The following is a 26997-nucleotide window of genomic DNA, read 5'->3' as shown; positions in this document are numbered from 1 at the left end:
ATTGCTTCCCCTGTCTAATCCATCCCCTGATAGCTCCGGAAACGTTATTCTTTGCCGAGTTTTTTCTTTAATGCGGCCAATTCATCGTCTACATCGCTCTTTTCCAGGCTTTCAAACTCATCATCAAGCGATTTTCCGGCTGCAGATAAATCATCGGATGTATCTGCTTCCGCTTCAAACTGGAGGACCTTTTCTTCCATGCGTTCAAAACCACGTTTTGATTCATCACTGCCAATCGAGGACATCGTCCGATTCATTTTTGTTCTTGTTTTTGCAGATTCGGCACGGGCTTTCAATGAATCCTTTTTCAGCTTCATCTGCTGGTATTCTTTTTTCATTTCATCCAGTTTATCCCGAAGAATCTTGGAATCATTTTTGGCTCTTTCCCAAGACTCTTTTAGTGTATCAGCCTGTTCCTGTTGGTCCTTTTTGTCTTCCAGCGCCCGACGGGCAAGATCTTCGTTCCCAGCTTCAATCGCCTTTTCGGCTTGGCCCTGCCGTTTATCGACCAACGCCTGTGCGTCGTCATATTTCCGTTTCAACATCTTTTCATTAGCGATTTGTTTAGCAACCGAACTTTCGACCTCACGGATGTCCGACTCCATATCCCGCATAAACTGCTCCAGCATTTTCACCGGATCCTCCGCTTTATCCAACATGGCATTCAGCTCTGAATTGACGATTGTACTGACGCGTTTAAACATTTTAAACATAATGTGTATCCTCCTTTTTATTAGTTGGAACCTGCAATAATTTTTATCTCATAAGGTTCGATTTCATACCCGTAACTGGCTTCGACCTCACTTCCCCAGTCTTCCAGGCTTAAATAATGCTCTTCTTCTTCATCACAGTATTCAGCATATTGAATTTGTCTTCCGTTTATGTTTCTGCTCCTGCCTTCTCCTACCACTCTTGCTTCTCCTTCTTCCTCCAGGTAATAAGTGGTATCCTGATAAGTCAGTTCCTTTGGAAATGGTTTGGACACCGGAAGATTTATCGATTGATATATCCCAAGCTCCAGCTGTTCATCCGTTTCAGCAGACAGCCAAATGGAATTTTTGCCTTCCAGTAGTTGATAACCGAACCATTCATAATTGTCTTGCCGGTAAGTGATTTTTCCGACTACTTCATAATCAACTAGATCATAGGTGATAATGTCGCCAACTTCTATGGACAAGGGCGACCGTTCCTTTATCTGCGGTTTGTCTGTATCTTTTTTAAACAGTTTCGAGAAAATCCCCACTGGTTCACCTCTTCTTTCCAAGATAATTCCTATTACATTCTTGTTTACGGTCGACAACATACTCAGGTTTCATTTTTTTAATTATTTCTTCTCATTGTTTCCATGGTAACAGATTTTTCTCCGGAAACATATTTCGGGTTTATTTGACTCGGTATCATTGTCATTATGTCCATTTAGTTTGTTATACTATTAGAAGACAAAGAAAGGTGGAAAAACCATGGAACGATTACAAACGTTGACCGAAAAACTAAAACAAAACCATTTTGACAGTGCCCTGGTTACCTCCAAGGCAAATGTGTACTATCTTAGCGGGCATTATACCGATCCACACGAAAGACTGGTAGCAGTCTACATAGGACAAGATGGGGAGCCTTTGTTCATACTACCTGAAATGGAAAAGGAAGACGCCATTGCATCCGGCTGGAAAGGGGACTTTCTCACTTACAAGGATCAGGATAACCCATGGAGTTTATTCAGAGAGTATTTAAAGAAACGCCACAAATCCCCGGAAACGATCGCTATTGAGAAAGAAGATTTTTCCGTTTCCCGGTTCGAACAGTTACAGCATATAATGCCGGAAGCACAAATAATCGATGCTACTGAAATGTTAGCAAGCTTGCGGGTGATTAAGGATAAGAAGGAATACACCATCTTAAAGCAAGCAGCTGAATTAGCAGATTTCGGCGTTAAAACGGGTGTAAAAGCTATCCAAGAAGGCGCCACCGAAATGGAAATACTGGCAACCTTAGAATATGAGTTAAAAAAGCAGGGTGTCCGGGAAATGTCTTTCTCGACCATGGTGTTGTCAGGCAAAAAAACAGCTTCCCCGCACGGAACTCCCGGTCAGAAAAAGGTAGAACCAGGAGACCTCGTTTTGTTTGATCTTGGGGTCGTATTTGACGGATATTGTTCCGATATCACCAGAACCGTTGCTTATAAGCAGATAAATCCGGAACAGGAAAAAATTTATCAAACGGTTCTTGCTGCACAGGAAAAAGCAATCAACGCTGCGGTGATCGGTAATGCCGCCGGCAAAATGGACCAAGTGGCCCGCGAACATATTGCGAGCCAAGGGTATGGAGAATACTTCACCCATCGGATCGGACACGGTATCGGTGTCGACGTCCATGAATACCCATCCCTTACGTCGGAAAATGAACTAACCTTAAAAGAAGGCATGAGCTTTACGCTGGAGCCCGGGATTTATGTGCCAGGGGTTGGCGGTGTCCGGATAGAAGATGAAGTTTTCCTAACCAAAAAAGGCCCTGAACGGTTGACCACTTATCCAAAAACGTTACAGATTATCGAATAATGTAGAAAGAAGCCTGGAATTTTCATTGAAAACCAGGCTTCTTTTACTTCAGAGACAGAAGCCGTTTTTCATCCAACTTTACGAATTTGTTAGATCCGCTAAGTTTTTTGCTACATAATTGAATGTGGAGACATAGGTGACGGGAGTGCGACGCAACTTTATCATAAAGAATTATTTGGAATTAGTTTAAGTTCGTCGAGAAGTTAAACGAACAGTTATAAAGCGAAATAGCGTAGCAGAGAAAATAAGCGTGACTCCTGCGGAAAACGGGGCAACCGAGACCCCGCAGCGGGTTTTGCGAGATGGCTCGGTAATTCATCCGCGGAAAGCGAGTTTATTTCCTCTGCGGCCATAGTAAAGTCGCTATTTCTTAAGATTGAGTCTTTCGATTAATAGTTGGTGGAGCAAAAAAAGCACACCACCATTGTCTATTCGACTGGCAATAGAAAGGAGCTACTTTAAAAACTTTTTATCAACTGTCCGTACTTAACGGGTTTCCAATAAGGCTTCTACTTCCGCGTATTCCAGCTTGTGGGCTTCCGCAACAGCTTTGTACGTTACGTAACCATCCAGTGTATTAATGCCTTTCAAGAGTGCCTGGTTTTCTGCACATGCCCTGCGATAACCTTTATTCGCCAATTGCAAAGCATAAGGAACCGTTACATTGGTTAACCCGATTGTAGAAGTACGTGGCACTGCTCCCGGCATATTGGCTACCGCATAGTGGAGCACACCATGCTTGTTGTATGTAGGATTATCATGGGTGGTGATACGATCGGTAGTCTCAAAAATACCTCCCTGATCAATTGCCACATCAACGATTACAGATCCTTCACGCATCGATTTGACCATTTCCTCTGTAACCAGCTTCGGCGCCCTGGCTCCAGGGATCAATACCGCTCCAATCACTAAATCGGATTCCTGCAGTGCTTCTGCTATATTCAGTGGATTGGACATGAACGTATTGATCGTAGAACCGAATATATCATCCAGCTGACGAAGACGATCTGGGTTCAGGTCGATTATGGTAACATCAGCTCCAAGCCCCACGGCAATTTTGGCTGCATTCGTCCCGACTACTCCCCCACCAATGATGGTCACCTTCCCCCGTCTGACACCAGGAATGCCCGAAAGCAATACCCCTCTGCCACCTTTCGGTTTTTCCAAAAATTGAGCTCCGATTTGGGATGCCATCCGTCCTGCAACCTCACTCATCGGGGTCAAAAGCGGTAACGAACCATTGGCAAGCTGGACTGTCTCATAAGCAATCGATACTACTTTATTGTCTATCAATGCTTTGGTCAATTCCGGTTCAGGCGCCAAGTGCAAATACGTGAATAGGATTTGCCCTTCATAGAAATAGCCATATTCCTCTGAAAGCGGTTCCTTTACCTTCATGACCATTTCCTGTTTCCACGCTTCGCTTGCGGTTGCAACGATTTCTGCTCCAGCGGCGACATACTGTGCATCCGTAAAGCCCGAGCCTAATCCTGCGCCGGTCTCCACGAAAACGTGATGTCCGGCATTCCTGAGAGTTACAACCCCCGCTGGCGTCATCGCCACACGATTTTCATTGTTCTTAATCTCTTTAGGTACACCGATATTCATTTGTCATCCCTCCAAATAGTCTGCATTTCTTACAGAAATCTCTTGTTATGTATGGGAAGAACGCCTGTTCACCGATAACGATGAATGACATCCAAACCACCTGTGATTTCAAAAACAGAGCCTGTGATCATGTCGGAATCTTTCTCGCAAAGGAACAAAATCGATCTGGCAATATCCTCTCCGGTTCCCGATCTGCCTATCGGTGTCTGTTCATCAGGTATTTTGCGACTTTTCTCAATACCTGCCTCCTTCATGTCACCTGTAATATTACCAGGGCATACCATATTAGAAGTAATTCCATATTCAGCTTCTTCGTATGCGATAGATTTAGTTAAGGATACCAAACCGACCTTAGCTGCAGCAAAAGCGGACCGGTACAGCCAACCAGCTGCAGTATTGGCCCCCTGAAAACCATAGTTAATCACCCTGCCGAATTTCTGATCACGCATTTTAGGAATCGTAAGTTGCAATAGATGAAAAACAGAATCCAGATTCCCTTTCATCATAGCATCCCATTCAGCTTGTGAATAGTCCATTAATTTCTTTCTTTCGAATATGTATGGCCCAGCATTGTTAATCAAGTAATCTATCGTGCCATATCTATCCATTGCTTGGTTCACTAACCACTCTAAATCCCCTTTGCTGGTAACATCCGCTTGAACGATCTGTAGACGATCATCCTTATACTGTTCTGCTAATGCTTCTGCTTTTGCCCTGTCTTTCCAAAAGGTGGCAGTGACTTGGTGCCCTGCCCGCAAAAACGCTTCTGTTACTTGTCTGCCCAAGCCTTTAGTCCCTGCAGTGATAAGTGCATGTCCCACAGATTGCACCTCCATTGTCAATGAATCGTTCGACATTTCATCTTCACTCTTATTTTAACATATGTACCTATTCTACTTTCACGAAATTAGTCTTGTCTATCTGTGAAGTTTCCCCCGTGATATAATAGAAAAAAGAAGGAGAAAGGGGTCTTTTCTATGGAGTTTGAATACAAGCAAATCGTAGCAGCCGTTGATGGTTCAAAAGCTGCGGAACTCGCCTTTAACAAAGCTGTTGATATTGCCAAGCGTAACCATGCGACGCTTATTCTCGCCCATGTCATTGATCACCGTACGTTTGCGACCGCGGAAGCGTATGATCGTTCATTGGCGGAACGGGCAGAAACGTATGCAAAAGAATTGTTGGCAGGTTATCAGGAAAAAGCTGAAAGAGCTGGTGCTGCTAATATTATAACCGACATAGAATATGGATCTCCTAAGATTAAAATCGCCAAGGATATCGCTAAAAAGTACGATGCGGACTTGATTATCTGCGGTGCCACCGGAATGAATGCCGTAGAAAGATTCCTTATCGGCAGTGTTTCCGAAAGTGTTACACGCTATGCTACTTGTGATGTATTAGTAGTAAGAAGTGAATAAATAAAGAAACCGCCTATCCCGTTGTTTTAGGGATAGGCGGTCGATTAAGAAGGACAACGTTTTTGATAATAGCGAAGGGCAAATTCTCCAACACGCTTCGACAACCGATAATTCAATGCAGCACCAGTTGTCATCCCAAGCAAAGGAATACCTTGAACGATTTTTCTTTTTGCACTTAAAATAAACAATGATTTGGCCGCTTGCTTAAGTGGGTACCGCAGCCACTTTTCATCTACCAACATATCGCTACCCTCGTAAACATAACCGGTGGCATCCTTCGTTTCTTCCAACAACACCTGCCAAGCATTCCATTGCAGACTTTTCGGCAGGGTAGCCGCGTGAAACACCTTTAACGATAACATCATTTCTACCGGCCGTCTGATCTCCCTTCCAAAAGCCATTGCTATTAACTGAACCAACCGGAGATTCATTACCAGCTGTACTGGAAAATCGAAAGCCAACAGGAAAATACCACCTGTTCCTGCCGCTCCGCCCTGGGCCATGGCATATAATTGACCTCTTGCCATCTCTTGTAATGCCAGGTGGGTCGATTGTTCGACAGAGAGCACTTGCATGTCTTCAATAACCAGGATTTCCGGATGAAAAATTCTAGCTTGAGCGATTAAACGTTCCCTTGACTCCCTTTGAAAGGCAGAGCCTTGCAAATAAGCGTGCGAGTGAAATAGCAGATCATCCATTTTACGGAACCATTCTTCCTTCCTGTTTTTGTCCAAGTGGTTAAAAGCCTGGTGCTGCCAGTTATGATAAAGTCGTTCAAAATCATTGGATGCATGTAATTTCAACTTGTTTTCCCAACCAGTTATTTCCTGACTAATCGGATTTCCAACCACATGATCCCCCTCTTCCCCGCTTTCCTTTTATCGTATCATATGGACAAAAAGGAATCGCAGCAAAACGTGAAGATTCCCCTAAAAAGAGATCTTTGCTGTCGCGACAAGCCTGCCATCATCGTAAAAATAACCATTAAAAAAATGCCGGACAGTTCAGCCCGGCATTGCTTTCAATATCCTTTTTTTATTGGGACAGTCGAACTGTATCCCGGGCAATCATTACTTCTTCGTTCGTCGGGATGACAATGACTTTTACTGGGGAATGCGGATAGTTAATAAACGCTTCTTTCCCGTGAATATTGTTAAGGGAAGGATCCCAGTATACACCCATGAATTCAAGTCCCTTTAAGACACGCTCGCGAATTTCAGCGCTATTTTCTCCGACGCCTGCCGTAAAGATGATCGCATCTACGCCATGCATTCTTGCAGCATAGGAACCAAGGTACTTATGAATCCGTTCTGCGAAGACTTCAAGTGCAAGTTCAGCACGATCATCCTTATCCTTAGCACGCTGGGTAATGTCTCGCAAGTCACTGGAGAATCCGGACAAAGCAAGCATACCGCTTTCCTTGTTAAGGACCGTCATAACCTCATTGGCTGTCTTTCCTGTTTTCTCCATGATATACGGAATCAATGCTGGATCAATGTTTCCGGATCTTGTTCCCATCGTTACCCCAGCCAGAGGTGTAAAGCCCATGGAAGTATCGATCGATTTTCCGTTCTCAATCGCTGCGATGCTTGCACCATTTCCAAGATGGCAGGAAATTAGGCGCAATTGCTCCAATGGTAATCCAAGCAGTTCAGCGGCACGTTGGGATACATACTTATGAGAAGTGCCATGGAAACCATACTTACGGATTCCGTATTTTTCATAGTATTCATATGGAAGACTGTATAAATAAGATTGCTCTGGCATTGTCTGGTGAAAAGCTGTATCGAAAACCGCAACAGCCGGTACCTCCGGAAGAATTTCACGAAAAGCGCGAATACCGGTCAGGTTTGCCGGGTTATGAAGCGGTGCAAGATCGGACACCTCTTCGATTTCACGAATGACTTCATCGGTGATTTTCACAGAGTCACTAAACCGCTCGCCTCCGTGTACCACTCGATGGCCGACGCCCTCGATTTCATCCAAGGATTGGATGACACCAGACTCTGTCAGCTTGTCCAATAGCATTTTTACTGCCTGCTCATGGTTCGGGATATCTGTTGTCGTTTCATCCTTCTCCCCTGTAGCTTCTATGGTGAAAACAGAATTTTCGATACCGATCCGTTCGACCAAGCCTTTGGCAATCACTGTCTCTTCAGGCATCTCGATTAATTGAAACTTAAGAGACGAACTGCCTGCATTTATCGCTAATATTTTGCTCACTATGATTCAATCCTTTCATTCAAAACGTCCTTACATACTCCCTTACTCATTTAAACACCGCTTCAACAAGTTTGCAATATCAAGGTTTCAATGATAACGCTTGCCTTCCAAAATCTTTATTTTCAAACTATTTGACCGGGTGTTTCAAGAAATTCCTTCCTGTTTGAACCATTGATTAATTTTGACCAGAATATCATTCATCGCATGGACATTTTTAAAGGATGGAAGCTTTGCCATAAGGGCTTCTTTTGGAGCCTTGGTATCCTGCCCTTTTTTTTGCAGCAAAAAGATACTTTTCGCATTTTGTTCTGATTTAAAGATACTTTCCGGCAATTGAACAATACCGAAAATGTGCGTATTTTTTTGCAAGAAGGTGTTTAATTTTGGTGCCTGGTCACTGTCAAACAAAAAATTCGGGATAATTAAAACGAGATAACCGCCATCCCTCGTGTACCTGATACTTTGCTCAATCAACAAATGATGAGCATAGGAATGTCCTTCTTCCGCTTTAAGTTCGTAATCATTAGCAATAATATCATCAGGATAGTAGCCGACAGGTAAATCGGATACTATCAAATCTGCCGGCTCCATAACAAACGGACGGAGGCTGTCCTGATGGAATAGCTCCATATCGATTTGCTGAAGGTTGGCGCTCATAAGGGCAATCTTAATTAAGGTGGGATCTACTTCGCTCCCGAATGGTACAGTTTGCTGCGGCAGCTGGTTATGGACTGCTGTCAGCAAATTTCCCGTTCCACAGGCGGGATCAAACAAACGCACCGGATTCCGGTCTTTCATCAATTTGTTTGCTAAATAGCCGGCAAACATTGCCACCGTGTCAGGGGTGACTAAGTGCTGCTGTTGTGTCGCACCTTTCATGCCTTTTAAGGATGCCAATTGTATCGCCTTTCTTATCTCTTCCCGTTCAAAAGAATTTATATCAAGCTCGCTAGCTTTTTTGCGTAAATGTTGAAGGGCGAATTCATTGAGTTCCCCTGTCGTTTCTTCGGTAAGAAAATATTCCAGCGCCTGAGCCAGACTGTCTAAGTACGGCTGGTCCATTTGGCGCACTATTTGTTCAGCTGATTCATCCAAGAAATTATATATTGTTTCCACATTATTGTGTTCCACTTTGCTTCCCCCATTCATTTACCTTCATCAGCCTATTATTTTAACAAAACTATGGATTCAGAGAAAATATATGACTATGTATTGCCCGTTTTATTAGTAAATGCACAAAAAACCCCGAATGCTTAGCCGCCGATGCACTACAAAGAATACAGATTCTCGTAGGTACTGATCGGCCGAAAAAGTCACTCGGGGCAAGGCTTTACTTGTCCGAAGCCTATTTCGTTTCTTTTACAGCAGCAAGAGCTTTTTCGTAATCCGGATGGTTGGTTCCTTCGCTAACGTATTCCGTGTAAGTTACTTTTCCTTCCGAATCGATGACAAAAACAGAACGGGCCAACAGGCGCAGTTCTTCCATTAATACACCATATTGATGGGCGAAGTCTGCATCTTTATGATCGGAAAAGATATCGATATGCTGAATATCATTTGCCTGAGTCCAACGTTTTTGGGCAAACGGTAAATCCATGCTGATGGTCAACACTTTTACATTTTCCAGCTTTTCCGCTGCATCATTAAAACGTTGCGTTTGCTCTGCGCATACTCCTGTATCGACAGAAGGAACAACACTGATCAAGCGTACTTGACCGCTGTAATCAGTTAAACGGACTTCATTCAAATCATTATCCAGCACCTTAAAATCCGGCGCTGTTGCGCCAACTTTCACTTCATCCCCAACAAGAGTCATCGGGGTACCTTTAAAGGTTACATTCGCCATTCTATCAACCTCCATCCTTCATTCTCGATTTTCATTATGAAGGTATTAGAAGGGAATGTCTAACATAATGCTAAGCAAGTATTACTCGTCTTCATTTTCCTCCGAATCATCATCTTCGCTTTCTTCTTTATTTTTCTTCTCTTTCCCTTTTTTATCCTTCTTATCCTTTCCTGCTTTTTCCCCTTTTTCTTTTTCTTCTTTACCGCTTCCCTTTTCCAGTTTTCCCATTGTTCCTTTCAACATTTCCTGAATTTTATCCAGAGCTTGCGGTGCGAAATCCAACAGTTTTTCATAGAGATGGGTGCTTTGATCAAGGTGAATCATTTGCACGCCTTTTTCATTGACGATCAAAAACGCTATTGGCGTAATGGATACGCCCCCTCCACTACCGCCTCCGAATGGCATCCCGCTTCCACCCTCTGAATCGGAGCTGTCCCCTCCACTCGACTGGCCCTTAAATTCTGATCCTCCTGCTGCAAACCCAAACCCAACCCGGGATACCGTGATGATCATACTCCCGTCAGGTGATTCTACAGGATCCCCGATAATCGTATTGACATCGACCATATCCTTGAGATTTTCCATAGCTGACGTCATCAAGCCTTCAATTGGATGTTCACTCATATATTTTCTACCTCCTAAGTAATTGCCTGTACGTTCTCGTTTTCCATTCAGAGAACAGTTCCTAAATATGTCGAATGATGCACATAGCTTTTCCTAAATCACTAGAAAAGATACACCACGAAGATCTTGCATTAAATATTCATGAAATAAGGATGTTTCTTCTCCACTAGCTAGCTTTTAAACATGCGTTTTTTCGATTACGACAAAAGAATCTTGTTCTTTCCTAATCTGTACAGCAAACAAAACAAAAGGTTTACGTTCAAATGGAAAAACGTAGCACTATTTTCGCGTTTTAACCTTTATTTGTTTTCTTCATGAATATTCCTGGGTATGGTTTAACCGTGAGTGAGGGCGAGGTAAAACTTGGCCATCAGAAGCTCATAAGAAAAAACTTCAAGGAGGAAATGTGGATGAAAAAGAAGATTTTAAAAATCGCTGCACCAACATTGGCAATGGGGCTCGCTTTCTCTCCTGCGGTCAATGCTGCACCGTTTAATTCCAATGCGGATGGAAACAGTGCTGTTCAGGTTAAAGCTGGACAAGCTAACGGATTCAACGCTCAAAAAGTGACGAAGCATCTTTTCCAAGTAGAGAAAAAGGTAAATTCAGTAGAATCTGAGCTTGAATTTGTTGCTGCACAATTGAGTGACACAGAAACACTTACTCCTGAGGAATATGAATTCTTCCAGGGAGAATTCGTTTCTTTAAGTAACCAGCTGAACGCCGCAACGAATAAACTTTCTGCGGTTACTGCCAAAGCTGATGATGCACAACCTGAAATCATCGAAACAGAAAACCTCATCGAAGAAGTTGAAGAAGCTATAGAAAGTGAACAAAGCATTCTCTATACACTGCCGATCGTAGAAGAAGAGAATGAAGCAGAAATTCCAGAAGAAGATGAAGGAGAAGTTTTACCCGACCAACCAGATGAAGAGGATGACGGGGAAGTTAATCCTGAGGAACCCAATGAAGAAGATGGCGGAGAAGTAACTCCTGATCAACCCGTAGAAGAAAACGATGGAGAATTTTAATCGTAAATAAAAAATCATAGCTTGTATCGTGAAGCAAATCCATGAAAGCATGCAAGAAAAGCCCTGCCGACTAGTGCAGGGCTTTTTACTTATTTAATAACCTTATACCTCAAATGGTGCGCTATCTTCAAACGTCTTAGACGGAGGATAGTTGCTTGGAAATTAATCGAATAAGGCGAATTGCCTTTCCTAAACGAAAAGAAAAGTTACATTCCGCTTCCGTGTATAAATTTTTTTGTTGGAATAATGGTTGGATTTCAATCTCTTCCCCGGATATCCTTTTCACATGGGATCGTATCCAGGCAACCAGACTATATTTGATTCCCCATCCTGCACCAGCTGCTATGCCAGTTGCCCTTGCATCTGCCAGGCCAAGTTTTGACTTCCAGGATAGTTGATGGATGGAAACTTTCGAAATAAACACGAGTATTTGAGGTAAAATAGAGCGCAAAGCTTGCAAATTCCGTTTCCAATTATGCCATTTTTGCTCTAGTGTCTTTTCGCCGTCCGGGTTACCCCAAGTATTTGGGCGATTATCCCCTTCAGACAGAACGGTCAATTCTTTTTGGAATACACAAATACCAAAAACTTCTATCTCAACACGTAAATAGTCCGAGCCATTATGATATCTATAATATAAAGTTGTATAAACTCGTAATAAGAGTAATAGCATAAGGGTGAAAAGGACAAGTAACAAGATGATCCCCCCTGCAAGCAGCCAGCCCATGAAAACACCTCCATCGTCACCAGTATTTTCAAAAACACATCAGAATAAACCGTTTCCGGCAGATATCTTCCCGCTGGGAATATGAAAAAAAGAATGATAACATGGATATATAAAGCGTTTTCTCACAGAAAGTATTCTGTGAATACAAACTTCAATGCTTACATACAGACAGGAGGAAGCAATATTGGACAATCGCCGCAATCTTTACTTTTATTACCCAAAAGAGAAAGAACTTGAAGATGCATTTCAGCCGCTATTCAAGCTCGCAAAAGAGAATGGATTTCAAATTGTCGACCAGTCAGAGGACGCCAATATAATCATAAGCGTTGGAGGAGACGGCGCTTTTCTCCAAGCCGTAAGAAAGACTGGATTTCGTCAAGATTGTTTATACACAGGTATTGCCAAATCTAATGAAGCAGGATTGTACTGTGATTTCAGCCTCGATCACTATGATGAGATGGTTCATTCCATCCTTCATGAAGAATTGGAGGTCCGCCGGTTTCCAGTCATCGATGTTTTGGTCAATGAGCAAGCGCACTTTTTATGTTTGAATGAAGCCAGCATCCGATCGACTTTGATTAAAACGATTGTGATGGATGTATTTATCGATGACCAGCATTTTGAAACTTTCCGGGGCGACGGATTGATTGTTGCCACCCCTACAGGCAGTACAGGTTATAATAAATCTACCCATGGAGCTGTCGTCGATCCGAAAACACCATGTTTCCAAGTGACCGAACTGGCTTCTTTAAATAATAACCGGTACAGAACCTTGGGCTCTTCCTTTATATTGGACAAGTCGAGGAAACTCACGCTCAAAGTCATCCAGGATGGAAATGATTATCCTATCATCGGCTTTGATAATGAAGCTTACTCTGTACGAAATGTACAAGATTTAACCGTCACACTCAGCGATAAAATTGTGAAGACGGTGAAATTGAAAAATAATTCATACTGGGACAGAGTGAAAAGAACCTTTTTATAAACCAAAAAAATGAGCAGGCTGGCATGGGTATTTCCCATGCCAGCCTGCTTTTAGCAGAAAAGACTAGATTTTGTTAAAAACCGGGAGAACTGATTTATCTACGTTACCAGGTCTCGTTTGAACCATTAACACCATCTCTTCTAATAAGGATCTGTTGTCCGATAATTGTTTCGGTAAACGACCGATTCATCCACAACCGTTTGTTGTACTTGCAAAGTCGTAATTTTCTCTGGATCTATTTTAAACGGGTCTTGATCAAAGATGGTAAAGTCCGCTTTAAACCCAGGTGCTATTCTACCCTGATCCTGTTCGTGACAAGACGCATAAGCGCTACCGTTTGTGTACAAAGAAATAGCCTCGTACATCGATAAGCGCTGTTCATCTTGATAGTTTTGGCCATTTACACTAGACTTTCTCAAAACAGCTGCCTCTATGCCGAGCAGCGGGTTAATGCTTTCAATGGGTGCATCAGAGCCGGCAGCACATGGAATTTGTCGGTTTAGAAAGGTTTTCCAAGCATACGCATGTGTTAAGCGCTTTTCTCCTATTCGATCGATTATCCAAGGAAAATCCGAGGCCACAAACGTCGGTTGAATGTCGAGCACGACATCCAGTTCTTCCAATTGATCGAGAAGATAGTCGTTGACGATTTGGGCATGTATAATACGATCCCGCCGCCCATTCTTAAGCGGATGCTTTTTCAATGTTTCCACAACTGCTTCTACCGCCTTATCGCCAATTGCATGAATCGCGACTGGCATACCATACTCTCTCGCCTTTTGAACCAGAGCTTCTAAACTATTCTTACTATGGATATTGATTCCACTATTTTCCGGGTCATCATTATACGGCTCTGAAAGCCAGGCGGTTCTACCACCTAAAGCACCATCAGAAAAGATTTTCATCGCTCCCATTTCGACGAATTCCGTGCCTTCCTGGTAATCCAGCCCTGCTGATTTCATATCGTCTATCACTTCATGGTGGACAAGTAGATGCGCGCGAAACTTTCGTTTATTACCATCAATTCCATTGGTGAATGCTTGATAAGTTTTAAGAAACCCTCCATAGTAATTCAAATCCTCGGTATGACCGCCTACCAATCCGTTTCGGTGTAAATCATCCACTGCAGTTTGGACAATAGCTGTTAAATGCTCTTCTGACATCTCTGGAATTACATTCTTAATAAATTCCTGTGCTGTATCCAAAAAATAACCGGTTGCCTTTCCGGAATGATCTCTTACGATAACACCGCCTTGCGGATCTTCCGTTGCATCCGTAATCCCCGCTTGTTCCATCGCAGCAGAATTGGCCAGGAGGGCATGTCGGCAAATGCGGCTCAACATCATAGGATTTTCAGGACAAATCTCGTCCAGTTCATCCTTATGAAGGATAACAGGATTCTCCCAATGATTTTCATTCCACCCTTCCCCAATTAGCCATTCGCCCGGTTCGAGCTGTGAAGCACGGCTGCGAAGAGCAGCTTTTACTTCCTCTGAAGATTTCATGGTCGATAAGTCCAAATGAATTAATTTTTCCCCATGTCCGATAATATGTAAGTGACTGTCCGTAAATCCCGGAAACATGGTATTACCATGCAAATTATGAATGCGGTCAATCCGGCCCTCATACGCTCTTTGTAAATCGGACGCTGATCCTGTGTCTACTATTTTCCCATCTTCTGTGAACACAGCTTCCACTGTATCCATTTCGGATATCATGGTGTAAACTGTTCCACCTTTCCAGATAATTCCCATCACATGTTTCCCCTTTTCCGTTATTCTTGATTGCCTCGTAAAAGTTGTCGGAGTTTGTTGAATTGTAAATCATTTTAACGGTTTTACTTGCAAATGAAAAGGGCAGTGCTCAAGCACTGCCCTCGTTTCGCCATACTTATTTATTTTAATATTATCCACGCATTTGTTGTTGAGCCATTGATACCAAGCGTTTGGTGATTTCTCCACCAACGGAACCGTTAGCCCGGGAAGTAGTATCAGCACCAAGCTGTACTCCGAATTCTTGAGCAATTTCCGTTTTCATTTGATCCAAAGCCTGTTCAACTCCAGGTACAAGAAGCTGGTTGTTGTTGTTGCTTGCCATAGTTCTCACCTCCTTCCCTGCACTTCTAGCATGCTCGGGAGGAGTCGAAACCATTCCCTAAGAAAAATGGGAGAAATGACAGCATTACCCAGCTATTATTTTCCGTAAGACCCACCTTGCTCTTTAAAAGGTTGAGAGCAACGTTTCGCTATGGTTACAACGGAAAATTCGAATACGTTCACCAGGGGCCTAAGGAATAGTAAAGTATTTACCTGACGTTAAACTTACTTTTATAACAAGGCGTCAAATTCTTCTTCTTTTGCTTGAGAATCAATTGTCACTACTTCCACGTTTTCCAATGTTTCATCCAAAAGATCGTCAAAATCCTCTGCTTGTTCAAACTGGTTCACCTTCTCTTTACGCGGCGTAGTTTTAGGTGCATCCGGAACAAATACGGTGCAACAATCTTCGAATGGGCGAATCGAAATATCGTACGTATCGATTTTTTGAGAAATACTGATAATATCCTCTTTGTCCATAGCGATCAATGGTCGCAGTACTGGATAATTGGTGACTTCATTAATTGCGTGCATGCTTTCCATCGTTTGACTGGCTACCTGCCCAAGACTTTCACCGGTGGTCAACGATAAGATGCCTTCTCTCGAAGCAATTTGTTCACTGATCCGCATCATCATCCGCCGCATTACCGTCATCGAGTAGCCATGCGGTATCGTTTGATGTACCTTTTGCTGCAGCTTTGTAAATGGTACCACATGTATGCGGATGGAATGGCCGAATTTAGTCATTTGACGCGCCAAATCAAATACTTTTTGTTTGGCGCGTTCACTTGTAAATGGAGGGGAATGAAAATGAATTGCTTCCAATTGAACCCCACGCTTCATCGTCAAGTAACCAGCAACCGGGCTGTCGATTCCTCCGGATAAAAGAAGCAGTGTTTTTCCTGAGGATCCGACCGGCAGTCCTCCGGCACCAGGGATTTTTTGAGAAGTAATATACGTACCGTCCTGCCGAATTTCCACCCTTAATTCCATATCTGGTTGATGAACATCAACTGCATATTCTTCCGTGTTCTTCAGCAGATACCCGCCTAGCACTTGGTTGAATTGTTGAGATCTAACAGGAAAGGTTTTATCTGTCCTTTTTGTCGTTATCTTAAACGTTTTGACTCCGTGCGCTCCTTCAAGGGCAAACAATGCAGCTCTTTTAATCTCCTCTTCTTCATTGGCTACTTTGATTGCCTTGCTTAAACTGTGGATCCCAAATACTGTTTTACAACGGTCAATAATCGGCTCCGGATCCTGCCCGTTTAGTAAAATATACATTCTGTCCCGCTGCCGCTTCACTTTTATATTCGGTATGTCCTTTAATTTGTTTTGGACATTTTCCTGTAGTTTTTGCGTAAATGTCTTTCTATTTTTTCCTTTTAACGCTATTTCTCCATAACGGATTAAAATATATTCATAATGCATTGTATCTACCCCATTATTTCGCTAAATTGATGCAGAACCTCGTCAAATGCTTTGCAAAAGCCTTCGATTTCCTGCAGCTGATTGTGATAAGAAAGGCTGATGCGTAATGCAGAACTGCTTCTTGATTCAGACAAACCGCAAGCGGCCAGCACAGAGCTTACATCTTCATTTTTCGAGGAACAGGCCGATTTCGTAGAAATATAAAAACCTTTTTCGCTCAGAGCATGAATGAGCACCTCTGGTTTATAACCGGGAACGGAAATGTTGATGATATGCGGTGCATGGCCTGCCGGAGAATTGGTTGTTACCTGCTCCATCCCGTCCAGACAATTCCATAGCCTTTCTTTCATGTCCAAGAGATGCTGACTTTTCTGCCGTTGTTCCTCTAATATGAGACGTATAGCCTTTACCAGTGCAACTGATCCGGCTAGATTTTCGGTACCTGAACGGATGGACCGCTCTTGTCCCCCGCCATGCATCAAAGGAAACAAATGTGTTCCTTTCTTCGCAAAAAGCAAACCTGTTCCTTTCAGGCCATGAATTTTGTGGCCGGAAATCGTACACAAATCAATCCCACTATCAGACAAGGATAGTGGCACTTTCCCAAATCCTTGCACATGGTCCACATGAAAATGCAATTTTGGATAGCGCTTGGTAATTTCTCCTATTTCTTTAATAGGCTGAATGGCACCAAGTTCGTTATTGACATGCATAATGCTTACCAAGATTGTTTCTTCGGTAATTGCTGCCTCGACATCGGCAGGTTCGATTAGCCCTTGATGGTTTACAGGAAGATATGTTACACGGAAACCAAAATCCTCCAAACCTTTACAAGCTTCCAGCACGGATGGGTGCTCTATCTGTGAAGTAATAATATGTTTGCCTCTATTATGATGGGCAAGTGCTATTCCCTTAATAGCTGTATTGTTCCCTTCTGTCCCTCCGGAAGTAAAAACAATTTCTTCCTCTTTTACTTCCAACAAATCAGCCGCCTGTTGTCTTGCTCTTAATAATAACTTCTCAGCTTCAGCACCAGTTCGGTGAATCGATGAGGGATTTCCATAATACTTTTGTGATACTTGGGTAAAACTATCGATAACTTCTTGATACGGTTTCGTGGTAGCACTATTATCTAAATAAATCATGGAAACGCCCCCTCCCCTTTTGTATTTATGCAATCACTTATAATATCATAATTAATCCCTTGCTACAAACTTGCCAGCAAGGGATTAATACGGCCTATGGTTCTATTTGGAGATCGTTAAGTAACTGATCGATTGATATTACCTGTTTCTCTTTATATCCGCCAAATTTCATTTCCTGTAAATCGTTTCGATCGGTAAAAGAAGCTATATTATCTGTTTTCTTATGATATAGCGTGCTCTTTGACAGCGAATGAGCAGCTGTTAAGGTTCTGTCTTTTTCAAACTGCAAATCCTTAATTACCATCCATGCTATGCAACCCCAAAAGGAAACAGCTGTAACGACCAATATGCCTATAAGCCAGCGCACCTTCATGTTATTAGTCAGCTTGGAACCTTGTTATATTCTTCCAGTTTCTTCAAAGCACCCGGTTCTATTTTTTCCAAAGCCTGGACCGCTTCTTCCAAGGCATTCTCATATTCAAAATTACGGAACATACTTTCAGCCTCAGAAAGCCTGGCTGCTAATAAAGGATACTTGCTACGGTAACGATTGGCATACTGAATAACAAGTTCTACCAGACGCGCTTGTTCCAATAGCATTTCTGTCTGTTCCGTCATCGAAGACACTGCCTTTTGTGCCTCAGATAGCGAGTGTTGAATCTCTCCCATATCAAGGGGTTGTTTTTCCAGTTTTCCGGTAACTTCCTCCACTCGCTCGGCGGCCTCCTCAAAAAGCTTCCAAATAAAATCGGGAACCCCCGGGATATTGCTTTTCATCAAGGTCCGGTGTGTGTCTTGAAGAGCTTTTCGCATTTCAATAATCAGTTCTTTTGCAGCCAATTCGTCTTTTCTCAACGTTTGAATCTGGCTTTTGAATGCTTCATGGCGGGCCTTCAGCTTTTCCAATTCTTTCGAAGCCGTTTCCACCTTTTCGCGAAGTTCAATGTGGGTAGCGGTATGTTCATCCAATCCACGGTCGATATCTTCAAGGCTTTCTTTCAACTGTTTGACCAATTTTTCTAAGTTCAAGTGGTTCTCCAGATCATTATCTTCCAAATAGTAGGCTTCCTGAAGACTTTCTACTTCCTTGGTCGTTTCTTCAAAGGATTGAAGTTCCGCTTCTACGTTCCGCCGAAAACCTGGAATCTGCTTTTCTATATAGTTTTTTGCGATGGCTTCTTTTTCAAGAAGCTGGTACATTTCCTTCATTCTTTCTTCAACTTGCTCAAGGAAAGGCACTATTTCCTCCAGCATTCCTTTATCAAGCTGTTCTACAAACTCCTGCAGTTGAGTCTTATACTGATGAATTTCTTTTTCAAACCCTAGATGGGAAATATGATACCCATCCTTTTTCATTCCAATAATACCGTTCTGCAGTTCATCTAGTTGATTAGGAAGTGTCTGCCGGCTCTTTTTGTAAACATCTGGAAATTCTCCCATTTTTGATTCTAATTCCGTGATGTGATCGCGCAATCCATCGACAAGCTTCTGAGCTTCAAAGTAATTACCCTCTTCCGTAAGCTGGTAATACTTCTCGATGTTTCCATCGATTTCATCCAAATCACCTTCGAAACGCGCTTCCGATTTACCGAAGTTATGGCGATTTTGCAGAAGAGACCTTCTCAACTCTTTCATTTTCGGTTTTAATGCTTCTACAGCTTTTCGGCTGTTCTCCTCCGAATCAAGCAATAGTTCCAGTTCGTTATACATTTGTTCAATGTCAGCTTCAATGGCTTTTAATGCACCGTCCACCCGAAGTAAATTTTGCTTGGCGGTAGAAAAACGGTATTTGTCAGCCGCCTCTTCAGCATCAAAGAGGTATTCTTCCATATCCGGAAGCTCCCTGGTAAGGATTGTATCCCATCGGTCCTTCCATTTCTCGAAATTTTCCTGCGTTTCTCCGGATAAATTCAATGCTTTCACCCGGGATAATTCCGCACTTACATTCCTGTTCATGATATCCATCTTCCAGCCTTCCAAGCGGTCGACTTCATCATAAATTCTTTTTCGCCAAATAAGTCCAAAAATGATTAAAGCGATTAAAATAAGAATACCGCCGATTATGTATGCCATAAAAAACCTCCTGAAATCCAATAAACTGTTATATATAAGATGAGAGGAAAGAGATTACTCTCGGCTAAGCCCTTTCTCAGCTCTTTTGCAAGCACCGCAGCGTTCGATCGCTCTCTGCGACCTTAAACTCCTTTGATAAAATCCAAACACTATGTCCAGTTAAATGATTACTATTATGATACCATGTTAACCGCTATTTTTGTTTATAAATTTTCAAATTTATTCACACAACGACAATTTTTTCAAAATCGTTTTAAATACGAAGTCGGCGGCGGATTCCAGTACATCCTTATGCCATAAACCAGTCACAGAAATACTTACCTTTTAACTGGAACTCCTAAACTATCCAGGTAATCGATTTGTTATCATGTGATTAGCATCCTTTGATAAAGGAAGAGAGTATCCAAATTCCGCTTAGAAAAAATTAAAAGAAAAGCCCGCCGATTGGCGGGCTTTTCGAGATGATGGCAGGGGTCATACGGTCTTCCTGAATTCCCCCTTTCCAGTATCTATAAGCGTAACATGGCAGTTTATCGGGAAAGTATGCTTGGTTTGCTTCGTTCATCCAAGCTCAAGCCTTCTGATAAGTGATCAATCCACCTGCAGATCAAATGGACGTATTTCTTAGCAAAAAAATCTTGCGATTGATTCCAGTTCACAAGCGTTTTCCACTCATTTGCAGAAGAATACGGACTGTTTAACAATCCTTTCAGCTGAACATATAAAAATTGCAGATCTAAGTTTGTTATTCCCGCGTCACGTAAAGCCTCTTTAAAAACATTGTTGATCAAATAATTTTCTTTCGCCAAATAAGTAACCATCATCTCCCTGACAAAAACAGAATCCAGTGAAAGTTCCCGATGGATGAAACAAGTAAATTGATGCTGTTCCTGTTTATAATGTATAATTGTTGCAATCATTTGCTTCAGTCTATCGATTTTGGACAATGCTTCGGTATCCGTTATCGTTCCCTCCAGGACAGCCATATACTGTTCGTAATAACTGGTAACGATTGACTCTAATAAACCTTGCTTGCTTTTAAAATAATAGTTGATCAACGATACGTTCACCGAAGCTGAATGAGCTATATCACGGACAGAAGTGCCATGGTAGCCCTTTGTATAAAACAACTGGCAAGCTGCTGACATTACTTTTTGTTTTGTTTGGCTGTTAGTCACCCGTAACACCTCCTCTTGTCATTTACGACATAACGGAGAAGAGTCCTGCAACTTTCGCTCGTCAAATACTGCGCCTTGTATGTCGAGATACGTTAATCGTGGCGAAGAGTAGCGGATGGAGCAAAATATTGTCTGACAATGCTATTAAAAAGGTGGGAATGCTAATGTTTGAAGTGAAAAATTATTCAGGTTCTAAGGAAAAAGATTATAGCCTGTTGCTAAAACAGCTGGAGGCATTAATCGAAGATGAGCCGGATGCAATAGCCAATCTTTCCAATGCATCCGCACTACTTAACCAGTTTTTGACAGATGTCAATTGGGTCGGATTTTATTTATGGAAAGAAGACGAACTTGTTTTGGGGCCGTTCCAAGGTTTACCGGCTTGTGTGAGAATAAAGTCTGGAAAAGGAGTTTGCGGAACAGCCGTCCAGGAAGGTAAAACACAGCTTGTTGAGGATGTACACCAATTCCCTGGCCATATTGCGTGTGATGCCGCAAGCCAATCTGAAATTGTCGTGCCGCTCCACAAAGAAGGAAGTATTTATGGCGTTCTGGATATTGATAGTCCCAGCAAAGGAAGATTCGACAAAGAAGATCAACATTACTTAGAACAATTTGCTGCAATTCTTGAAAAATATATTTGAAGAAACAGAAGGCTGGTCATTAAGACCAGCCTTTAATTCAGCTCCCTGATACATCTTGCTTGGACTACACAGTTTTTCCCAAGTTCCTTTGCCTGATATAAAGCTGCATCTGCTCTATCAAATACATTGCCCGTACGCTCGCTTTGACCTTTGTCCCAATAGGAAACGCCCACCGAAATCGTCACCGTCGGCTCGGTGAAGGCTTCGACTTGTCTGACTAACTGATGTGCCGTTTCCATGCCTTCTTTAACGGAAGCATTCGGCAAATAAACAGCGAGTTCTTCCCCTCCCCATCTGGCCGCAAAATCGTCTGTCCCTATATGTCCTTTGATAATGGAGGCAACTTGGATGATTAGTTCATCTCCCAGTTCATGGCCATAAGTATCGTTAAATTTTTTAAAGTCATCTATGTCGATCAACAGAAAAGCACCTTGCTCATCCTCTGACAAATGCTGCTGGAGACGTTCATCCAAATACTTTCTCGAATACAAACCAGTCAAATAATCGGTTATGACCAAGTGTTCCAGCTGTTCGCGGAGCATAGAATTGACAAAAGCGAGCGTAGAATGATGAACAAGTGATTGAATCAACTTAAACGCCTCAAAGGAGAAAAAGTACGGGTCTTGATGAAGGACAAAAATTGCCCCTTTAATTTGTTTTGATTGCATCATCGGTATTGCCATAACCGAATGATAGAGGAAATTGACTTCCGGATATTTAATGGAAAAATCACCTATAAAAACAGCATCATGCTGCTTTCGAAGCAATTCCAGTGTATTGGCAAGAAAAGGCTTTGCTTTTTTGGATAAAAAGTAATCCGTACTTCCATCCAGAATTTCGTATTCCTCCTGGTCGTCTTCTTTGAATAGAATATACCCTATTTCCTGCGCTCCAAATTTATCTTTGATTTGCTTGCTCATAAAAGTGGTCGTCTCTACTAACCGCAAATTCGAATTCAAAGTATGGGAAGTTTCATTAATTAACTGCAAATCCTCGATCAGCTGTTTTGAATGCTGATATAGCCGAGATTTCTCCATGGCACTTCCGGCTTCATTTGCCATCAATGATACAAATTCCACATCCTCTGCTGGAAAGGAAATTACGGTAGGAGCACAAATTTGTAAAACGCCATACACACCTTGCTCTCCTTTCAGAGGAATGTAACAGTTTGTTTCACGCGTTTCGGTTATTTGTTCATACTGAACATCGCCGGTAAGAAAGGCATGAACGCTTACTCTGTTGGTCACATCATCATTGTAAATCAGTTCTCTGGTTGGCAGGTCTTCGGCACCGGGGAATTCTTGCGAAAGGTACAAATAGTAATCAAATTCCGGATATACATCCTTCAATGTGTTGATCACTACTTCCAATACATCCTTCGTATGGATAGAAGCATGAAACGCAGAAGTAACCCTATATAAGACCTGATGATTGTGATTTGTTTTTATAGTATGAATTTGATTAGACATGATCCGTAGTTGACCGGAAAGTTCTTCAGCAATCGTTCTGCAATCCTGACGGGACTGTTCCGATAGACGGTCTGCCGCAATAAAGAGAAAGCCAATTACGTTGTCTCCATCCCTTAAAGGAATCAACATAGCCTCTAGAGATTGGGGAGAAATAAACATCTCCTGTCCATCTGAATAGGTATCCACCCTGTCCGCCGCAACTGTGTTCGGAAGAATTTCCAACACCCTCTGTCTTAGTGCAGAATCTTCTGTTTTCAGAAAGAAACCATTTTTCCATGCATCATAGTAGTAAATACCCGCATGCCGAACAGGTACAAATTGCTTAATCACTTCACAAGCATTCGTGATCACATCATCAATGGAAGGGTTATTTTCCCGCATGAACCCCTCCAACATTTGATACCAGCATTCATACCTCGATAATCTATTGTTGTCCATAAAATCTCACCTATCGTTTGCATTGACAGCTTCCCGGACGCACCGGAACTGCCTGGATTATTGTTTTTCGTCACTTTATATCGATGAAAATAATTATAAGATGGTATAATAAATTTACAGAATAATAAAGGCTATAGGAGATATATCCTAATTATATATGATTAAACATGCTTTTCCTACTTATATCCTATAATAATTCCGTATATTTGATTAAAAGAAATCGGTTCTTGACTTCTGATTCTAAAAAAACTATAATGGACTTTGTGTAAAAAAGGTAGCCTACGTGAACCTCCGACTGTTTCATTTTGTTCCTTACAGTTAGTAAGGTGTATCGTGTAACTCTCTGCTGCTGGAGCGATGGTACATGAAAACAAAATGGGCAGCGATTGGGAACACACTGTCTTATTTTATGCAAATCTACTATATAAAGGAGAAGATGTACAATGGCTCGCTATACAGGTCCTGTATGGAAAAAGTCTCGTCGTCTTGGTATTTCTTTAACTGGTACTGGTAAGGAACTAGAAAAACGCCCTTACGCACCAGGACAACATGGTGCTAACCAGCGCCGCAAACTATCTGAATACGGTCTTCAATTGCAAGAGAAGCAGAAGCTTCGCTTCATGTACGGAATTAACGAACGTCAATTCCGTCGCTTGTTCGACCAGGCAGGAAAAATGAAAGGTATCCATGGTGAAAACTTCATGATCCTTCTTGAATCCCGTTTGGATAACCTTGTTTACCGTTTAGGTCTTGCCCGCACTCGCAGACAAGCACGCCAGCTTGTAAGCCACGGCCATGTTACCGTTGACGGTGGACGCGTCGATATTGCTTCTTACCGCGTGAAGCCAGGACAAGTGATTGGTCTTCGTGAAAAATCACAAAACCTAGATATCGTGAAAGAAGCAGTGGAAACGAACAACTTTGTTCCTGAATACCTATCTTTCAATGAAGATACTTTGGAAGGAACTTACACTCGTTACCCTGAACGTTCTGAACTTCCAGCCGAAATCAACGAAGCACTTATCGTTGAATTCTACTCTCGTTAATCTATATAGTTTGCAGATTAACATACAAAACTCCCTTGAAATGTTGTTATATCAACGTTTCAAGGGGTTTTTTAGTTTTATCTAGTTTGCAAATTAATGCAAGGTAATGGTCTAATTTGGGGCCAACTGGGCCAAATTTGGACCAAAAAATCACTAGCATGGGTGAAGGAATAGAAAGAAAGTGGCTCTATACTGAATGTGGTGGTGTCCCCTGTTGTGATGGGTGTTCCTGCAGTGTGCAAAAAAATACACTCATTCCCTCTCTCTTTGACCNCTAAGGTAGCGAAATTCCTTGTCGGGTAAGTTCCGACCCGCACGAAAGGTGCAACGACTTGGGCACTGTCTCAACGAGAGACCCGGTGAAATTATACTATGCGTGAAGATGCGCATTACCCGCGACAGGACGGAAAGACCCCGTGGAGCTTTACTGTAGCCTGATATTGAATGTTGGTACAGCTTGTACAGGATAGGTGGGAGCCTTAGAAACCGGAGCGCTAGCTTCGGTGGAGGCGCCGGTGGGATACCACCCTGGCTGTACGGACCTTCTAACCCAGGACCGTGATCCGGTCCGGAGACAGTGTCAGGTGGGCAGTTTGACTGGGGCGGTCGCCTCCCAAAGAGTAACGGAGGCGCCCAAAGGTTCCCTCAGAATGGTTGGAAATCATTCGCAGAGTGTAAAGGCAGAAGGGAGCTTGACTGCGAGACCTACAAGTCGAGCAGGGACGAAAGTCGGGCTTAGTGATCCGGCGGTGCCGTATGGAAGGGCCGTCGCTCAACGGATAAAAGCTACCCCGGGGATAACAGGCTTATCTCCCCCAAGAGTCCACATCGACGGGGAGGTTTGGCACCTCGATGTCGGCTCATCGCATCCTGGGGCTGTAGTCGGTCCCAAGGGTTGGGCTGTTCGCCCATTAAAGCGGTACGCGAGCTGGGTTCAGAACGTCGTGAGACAGTTCGGTCCCTATCCGTCGTGGGCGTTGGAAGTTTGAGAGGAGCTGTCCTTAGTACGAGAGGACCGGGATGGACACACCGCTGGTGTACCAGTTGTTCCGCCAGGAGCATAGCTGGGTAGCTACGTGTGGAAGGGATAAGTGCTGAAAGCATCTAAGCATGAAGCCCCCCTCTAGATGAGACTTCCCATCATTTCAAATGAGTAAGATCCCTCAGAGACGATGAGGTTGATAGGTCCGAGGTGGAAGCGTGGTGACACGTGCAGCTGACGGATACTAATCGATCGAGGACTTAACTTAAAACAAAAAGCGGAGACGACCGTTAAGGTCCGACTGGATAAGTAAGACCGCGACAAGGCTGGGTTTCAGCCTTGTAGAGGAATTGCTTATACAGCGAGGACCTGGGAGTCGGAGCTGGATTAAAACAAAAAGCGTCGCGGGCTTGGTCAGATGCGACACGCATAAGCCAGTCATCGAAAAGCCCTGCATTTATGGGCTTGTAGGGGAATGACTTATGACGCGAGCATCTAGCCCGCAGAGCTGGATTAAAAAAACGTGTCAATGTTCATTGAATGTCTTCCCTCTTATCTAGTTTTGAAGGTACATCTTTCTTAAAAGCACCTAAAGGAAGTTCTGTTAAGACCGTTCACGTCCTGTGAACAACACAGAACGACCTGCATCCTGCAGGTCTGGTGGCAATAGCGGAGAGGTCACACCTGTTCCCATGCCGAACACAGAAGTTAAGCTCTCCAGCGCCCATGGTAGTTGGGGCTTTGCCCCTGCGAGAGTAGGACGCCGCCAGGCAAAACTGAAACACCCTTGAATGAGAACCACTCGTTCAAGGGTGTTTTTTCGTTTCGTGTTTCCTATTGTTTTGTAAAAATAGGCTCTATACTGAATGTGGTGGTGTCCCCTGATGTGATGGGTGTTCCTGCAGTGTGCAAAAAAAAATACACTCATTCCCTCTCTCTTTGACTGGGGATTAAAGATAAACAAGTAGATGTATCGAATATAGAGGAAGAAGGAAGCGCCTTAAGAGTAGAGCTTTACACAAGACATTGGCAACAAAAGTGCCCGTTCTGTAAAGAGAAAACAATGGTTTAAGACAAGTGATGAGAAGACAGCCGGAAAAGGGCTGGAAGAATGTTTGAAATGGATGCGTGCTTCAAACATAGAGGCATTTCGCCGTGTAAGAAAAACGTTCATGCGTTGGAAACAAGAGATTTTACAGTCATTCATGTATCCATTTCATAATGGGTATATCAAGGGAATAAACCATACGATAAAGGTTTTAAAACGAGATTCCTTTGGAATCAAAGACGTTGAACGATTAAAGCATAAAATTTTATGGCAGCAAGCGGTTAAAAAGGCTCTGTAGAGCGAAATAGTGTAGCAGAGGAAATAAGCGAGACTCCTGCGGAAAAACGGGCGGCCGAGACCCCACAGCGGGCCTTGCGAGGAGGCTCGGGCGTTCGTCCGCGGAAAGCGAGTTTATTTCCTCTGCGGTCTG

The 26997-nt window shown here is 42.9% G+C and carries 24 protein-coding genes, 1 rRNA gene, 1 pseudogene and 1 other annotated feature; of the genes and pseudogenes, 8 read left to right on the top strand and 18 right to left on the bottom strand.

From position 1 onward, the window contains the following. Positions 1-44 precede the first annotated feature (44 nt). Together BN1067_RS11080 and BN1067_RS11075 are read right to left on the bottom strand one after the other, a co-directional pair. Complete coding sequence (locus BN1067_RS11080; RefSeq protein WP_053218914.1) at positions 45-713, bottom strand: PspA/IM30 family protein; 669 nt, start codon at positions 711-713, stop codon at positions 45-47. 20 nt (positions 714-733) lie between these two features. Continuing rightward, complete coding sequence (locus BN1067_RS11075) at positions 734-1243, bottom strand: DUF4178 domain-containing protein (RefSeq protein WP_053218913.1); 510 nt, start codon at positions 1241-1243, stop codon at positions 734-736. Between the two features lie 217 nt (positions 1244-1460). Here BN1067_RS11075 and BN1067_RS11070 point away from each other — a divergent pair, with 217 nt between their 5' ends. Next, a complete protein-coding gene (locus BN1067_RS11070) occupies positions 1461-2555 on the top strand; it encodes a M24 family metallopeptidase (RefSeq protein WP_053218912.1) in 1095 nt (364 codons plus the stop codon). A 486-nt stretch (positions 2556-3041) separates the two neighbouring features. On the opposite strand, the gene ald is transcribed toward BN1067_RS11070, so the two are convergent. Further along, positions 3042-4163, bottom strand: coding sequence for an alanine dehydrogenase (ald, locus tag BN1067_RS11065; protein ID WP_053218911.1), 1122 nt, complete (start codon positions 4161-4163; stop codon positions 3042-3044). A gap of 68 nt (positions 4164-4231) precedes the next feature. Beyond that, positions 4232-5020, bottom strand: a complete 789-nt coding sequence (locus BN1067_RS11060; protein WP_199868520.1) for an SDR family oxidoreductase — start codon at positions 5018-5020, stop codon at positions 4232-4234. Positions 5021-5140: 120 nt separating this feature from the next. Here BN1067_RS11060 and BN1067_RS11055 point away from each other — a divergent pair, with 120 nt between their 5' ends. Beyond that, positions 5141-5581: a universal stress protein gene (locus BN1067_RS11055; RefSeq protein WP_053218909.1), complete on the top strand. Its 441-nt coding sequence runs from the start codon at positions 5141-5143 to the stop codon at positions 5579-5581. Positions 5582-5625: 44 nt separating this feature from the next. On the opposite strand, the gene BN1067_RS11050 is transcribed toward BN1067_RS11055, so the two are convergent. From BN1067_RS11050 to ytfJ, 5 genes are all read right to left on the bottom strand, one after another. After that, positions 5626-6432: an EcsC family protein gene (locus BN1067_RS11050; protein ID WP_053218908.1), complete on the bottom strand. Its 807-nt coding sequence runs from the start codon at positions 6430-6432 to the stop codon at positions 5626-5628. 184 nt (positions 6433-6616) lie between these two features. After that, positions 6617-7804: an acetate kinase gene (locus BN1067_RS11045; protein WP_053218907.1), complete on the bottom strand. Its 1188-nt coding sequence runs from the start codon at positions 7802-7804 to the stop codon at positions 6617-6619. Positions 7805-7948: 144 nt separating this feature from the next. Then, on the bottom strand, positions 7949-8935 hold the full coding sequence (locus BN1067_RS11040; RefSeq protein ID WP_053218906.1) for a class I SAM-dependent methyltransferase: 987 nt from the start codon (positions 8933-8935) through the stop codon (positions 7949-7951). A 214-nt stretch (positions 8936-9149) separates the two neighbouring features. After that, positions 9150-9650 (bottom strand): thiol peroxidase, encoded by a 501-nt coding sequence (gene tpx / locus BN1067_RS11035; RefSeq protein ID WP_053218905.1) that lies wholly within the window; start codon positions 9648-9650, stop codon positions 9150-9152. A gap of 81 nt (positions 9651-9731) precedes the next feature. Then, complete coding sequence (gene ytfJ, locus BN1067_RS11030) at positions 9732-10274, bottom strand: GerW family sporulation protein (protein WP_053218904.1); 543 nt, start codon at positions 10272-10274, stop codon at positions 9732-9734. 410 nt (positions 10275-10684) lie between these two features. On the opposite strand from ytfJ, the gene BN1067_RS11025 reads away from it, so the two are divergent. After that, positions 10685-11305, top strand: a complete 621-nt coding sequence (locus tag BN1067_RS11025) for a hypothetical protein (protein ID WP_053218903.1) — start codon at positions 10685-10687, stop codon at positions 11303-11305. Between the two features lie 136 nt (positions 11306-11441). Here BN1067_RS11025 and BN1067_RS11020 read toward each other — a convergent pair whose 3' ends face one another. Further along, a complete protein-coding gene (locus BN1067_RS11020; protein WP_053218902.1) occupies positions 11442-12032 on the bottom strand; it encodes a DUF2953 domain-containing protein in 591 nt (196 codons plus the stop codon). A 181-nt stretch (positions 12033-12213) separates the two neighbouring features. Between BN1067_RS11020 and BN1067_RS11015 the strand changes: the two genes are divergently transcribed. Further along, a complete protein-coding gene (locus BN1067_RS11015) occupies positions 12214-13017 on the top strand; it encodes an NAD kinase (protein WP_199868577.1) in 804 nt (267 codons plus the stop codon). 140 nt (positions 13018-13157) lie between these two features. Here BN1067_RS11015 and BN1067_RS11010 read toward each other — a convergent pair whose 3' ends face one another. From BN1067_RS11010 to refZ, 7 genes are all read right to left on the bottom strand, one after another. Continuing rightward, positions 13158-14771 carry an amidohydrolase gene (locus tag BN1067_RS11010; protein WP_053218900.1) on the bottom strand — a complete coding sequence of 538 codons (1614 nt, stop codon included), beginning with the start codon at positions 14769-14771 and terminating at the stop codon, positions 13158-13160. Positions 14772-14922: 151 nt separating this feature from the next. Next, positions 14923-15114 (bottom strand): alpha/beta-type small acid-soluble spore protein, encoded by a 192-nt coding sequence (locus BN1067_RS11005; protein WP_053218899.1) that lies wholly within the window; start codon positions 15112-15114, stop codon positions 14923-14925. A 230-nt stretch (positions 15115-15344) separates the two neighbouring features. Further along, a complete protein-coding gene (gene thiI, locus BN1067_RS11000; RefSeq protein ID WP_053218898.1) occupies positions 15345-16544 on the bottom strand; it encodes a tRNA uracil 4-sulfurtransferase ThiI in 1200 nt (399 codons plus the stop codon). Between the two features lie 5 nt (positions 16545-16549). Further along, on the bottom strand, positions 16550-17689 hold the full coding sequence (locus tag BN1067_RS10995) for a cysteine desulfurase family protein (protein ID WP_053218897.1): 1140 nt from the start codon (positions 17687-17689) through the stop codon (positions 16550-16552). Between the two features lie 94 nt (positions 17690-17783). Beyond that, positions 17784-18062, bottom strand: coding sequence for a hypothetical protein (locus BN1067_RS10990; protein WP_053218896.1), 279 nt, complete (start codon positions 18060-18062; stop codon positions 17784-17786). An 8-nt stretch (positions 18063-18070) separates the two neighbouring features. Then, positions 18071-19762 carry a septation ring formation regulator EzrA gene (gene ezrA, locus BN1067_RS10985; RefSeq protein WP_053218895.1) on the bottom strand — a complete coding sequence of 564 codons (1692 nt, stop codon included), beginning with the start codon at positions 19760-19762 and terminating at the stop codon, positions 18071-18073. Positions 19763-20292: 530 nt separating this feature from the next. Continuing rightward, a complete protein-coding gene (gene refZ / locus BN1067_RS10980; RefSeq protein ID WP_053218894.1) occupies positions 20293-20940 on the bottom strand; it encodes a forespore capture DNA-binding protein RefZ in 648 nt (215 codons plus the stop codon). A 164-nt stretch (positions 20941-21104) separates the two neighbouring features. Between refZ and BN1067_RS10975 the strand changes: the two genes are divergently transcribed. Beyond that, entirely contained in the window at positions 21105-21584 is a 480-nt protein-coding gene (locus BN1067_RS10975) for a GAF domain-containing protein (RefSeq protein ID WP_053218893.1), read from the top strand. Positions 21585-21616: 32 nt separating this feature from the next. Here BN1067_RS10975 and BN1067_RS10970 read toward each other — a convergent pair whose 3' ends face one another. Then, complete coding sequence (locus BN1067_RS10970; RefSeq protein WP_110943459.1) at positions 21617-23491, bottom strand: sensor domain-containing diguanylate cyclase; 1875 nt, start codon at positions 23489-23491, stop codon at positions 21617-21619. Between the two features lie 443 nt (positions 23492-23934). On the opposite strand from BN1067_RS10970, the gene rpsD reads away from it, so the two are divergent. The 3 genes and pseudogenes from rpsD to BN1067_RS10950 form a co-directional block, all read left to right on the top strand. Continuing rightward, on the top strand, positions 23935-24537 hold the full coding sequence (gene rpsD / locus BN1067_RS10960; protein ID WP_053218891.1) for a 30S ribosomal protein S4: 603 nt from the start codon (positions 23935-23937) through the stop codon (positions 24535-24537). Between the two features lie 368 nt (positions 24538-24905). Then, positions 24906-25775, top strand: a sequence feature (23S ribosomal RNA rRNA prediction is too short). Between the two features lie 400 nt (positions 25776-26175). Further along, positions 26176-26291: ribosomal RNA gene (gene rrf / locus BN1067_RS10955) — 5S ribosomal RNA — on the top strand. A 286-nt stretch (positions 26292-26577) separates the two neighbouring features. Beyond that, a pseudogene (locus BN1067_RS10950) lies at positions 26578-26865 on the top strand (transposase); the annotation flags it as partial. Positions 26866-26997 lie beyond the last annotated feature (132 nt).

The organism is Virgibacillus senegalensis (assembly GCF_000821245.2).
Lineage (GTDB): Bacteria > Bacillota > Bacilli > Bacillales > Amphibacillaceae > Sediminibacillus > Sediminibacillus senegalensis.
This window is presented reverse-complemented; position numbering and strand designations above follow the sequence as displayed.

What these genes read in the sequence shown, in the direction of transcription:
- BN1067_RS11080 (WP_053218914.1), bottom strand. Translation starts at nt 713, where the DNA reads ATGTTTAAAATGTTTAAACGCGTCAGTACAATCGTCAATTCAGAGCTG.
- BN1067_RS11070 (WP_053218912.1), top strand. Translation starts at nt 1,461, where the DNA reads ATGGAACGATTACAAACGTTGACCGAAAAACTAAAACAAAACCATTTT.
- ald (WP_053218911.1), bottom strand. Translation starts at nt 4,163, where the DNA reads ATGAATATCGGTGTACCTAAAGAGATTAAGAACAATGAAAATCGTGTG.
- BN1067_RS11060 (WP_199868520.1), bottom strand. Translation starts at nt 5,020, where the DNA reads ATGTCGAACGATTCATTGACAATGGAGGTGCAATCTGTGGGACATGCA.
- BN1067_RS11055 (WP_053218909.1), top strand. Translation starts at nt 5,141, where the DNA reads ATGGAGTTTGAATACAAGCAAATCGTAGCAGCCGTTGATGGTTCAAAA.
- tpx (WP_053218905.1), bottom strand. Translation starts at nt 9,650, where the DNA reads ATGGCGAATGTAACCTTTAAAGGTACCCCGATGACTCTTGTTGGGGAT.
- ytfJ (WP_053218904.1), bottom strand. Translation starts at nt 10,274, where the DNA reads ATGAGTGAACATCCAATTGAAGGCTTGATGACGTCAGCTATGGAAAAT.
- BN1067_RS11025 (WP_053218903.1), top strand. Translation starts at nt 10,685, where the DNA reads ATGAAAAAGAAGATTTTAAAAATCGCTGCACCAACATTGGCAATGGGG.
- BN1067_RS11020 (WP_053218902.1), bottom strand. Translation starts at nt 12,032, where the DNA reads ATGGGCTGGCTGCTTGCAGGGGGGATCATCTTGTTACTTGTCCTTTTC.
- BN1067_RS11010 (WP_053218900.1), bottom strand. Translation starts at nt 14,771, where the DNA reads ATGGGAATTATCTGGAAAGGTGGAACAGTTTACACCATGATATCCGAA.
- BN1067_RS11005 (WP_053218899.1), bottom strand. Translation starts at nt 15,114, where the DNA reads ATGGCAAGCAACAACAACAACCAGCTTCTTGTACCTGGAGTTGAACAG.
- thiI (WP_053218898.1), bottom strand. Translation starts at nt 16,544, where the DNA reads ATGCATTATGAATATATTTTAATCCGTTATGGAGAAATAGCGTTAAAA.
- BN1067_RS10995 (WP_053218897.1), bottom strand. Translation starts at nt 17,689, where the DNA reads ATGATTTATTTAGATAATAGTGCTACCACGAAACCGTATCAAGAAGTT.
- BN1067_RS10990 (WP_053218896.1), bottom strand. Translation starts at nt 18,062, where the DNA reads ATGAAGGTGCGCTGGCTTATAGGCATATTGGTCGTTACAGCTGTTTCC.
- ezrA (WP_053218895.1), bottom strand. Translation starts at nt 19,762, where the DNA reads ATGGCATACATAATCGGCGGTATTCTTATTTTAATCGCTTTAATCATT.
- BN1067_RS10975 (WP_053218893.1), top strand. Translation starts at nt 21,105, where the DNA reads ATGTTTGAAGTGAAAAATTATTCAGGTTCTAAGGAAAAAGATTATAGC.
- BN1067_RS10970 (WP_110943459.1), bottom strand. Translation starts at nt 23,491, where the DNA reads ATGGACAACAATAGATTATCGAGGTATGAATGCTGGTATCAAATGTTG.
- rpsD (WP_053218891.1), top strand. Translation starts at nt 23,935, where the DNA reads ATGGCTCGCTATACAGGTCCTGTATGGAAAAAGTCTCGTCGTCTTGGT.